Here is a 645-nt window from a genome sequence, read left to right as displayed (position 1 = left end):
GGATCTATCCCAATAAAATACAGCAGGAACTGTTTGCAAAAACATTTGGATGTGTCAGGTTCGTATATAACCGGATGCTGGCAGAAAAGAAGGAATGTTATGAAAAGACCGGAAAAAATCTGAAGGTTACTCCGGCAAAATATAAGGCAGAGTTTCCATGGCTAAAAGAAGTGGACAGTCTTGCTCTGTGCAATGCCCAGCTGCACCTACAGATTGCATATAAAAACTTTTTCAGGGATCCATCGTTTGGTTTTCCGAGATTCAAGTCAAAAAAGAATCCTGTTAAAAGCTATACCACAAACAGTGTCAATGGAAATATCCTGTTAAAAGAGGGGAAACTGAAGCTCCCCAAAACTGGCTGGATCCGGATCCGGCAGCATCGTAAGATCCGGAAAGATGCCTGCCTGAAAGGCGCATCCGTCTGTATGGAAGCTGATGGGCGGTATTATGTTTCTCTTCTGTATTTTTGTGAAGAAAAGCCGGTGGAAACAAGGAACATAAGGCAGGCCGTCGGACTCGATTTTTCCATGAAAGAACTATATGTAGATTCCAATGGAAAACATGTAGGTTATCCGCACTATTTCAGAAACAGCGAGGAAAAACTGGCGAAAGCGCAGAGAAAACTGAGTCATTGCCGGAAGGGGA

General features: G+C 43.3%; 1 protein-coding gene. It reads left to right on the top strand.

Features of this window, described 5'->3' with window-relative positions:
• Nucleotides 1-645: RNA-guided endonuclease TnpB family protein (locus GPK90_RS16665; protein ID WP_215703488.1), on the top strand; the 645-nt coding region annotated here is incomplete at both ends.

Origin of the sequence: Clostridium sp. MCC344 (assembly GCF_018785365.1) — a bacterium.
Taxonomy (GTDB): Bacteria; Bacillota; Clostridia; order Lachnospirales; family Lachnospiraceae; genus Pilosibacter.
Note: the sequence above shows the minus strand (reverse complement) of the source record. Positions and strands in the feature narration are given on the sequence as shown.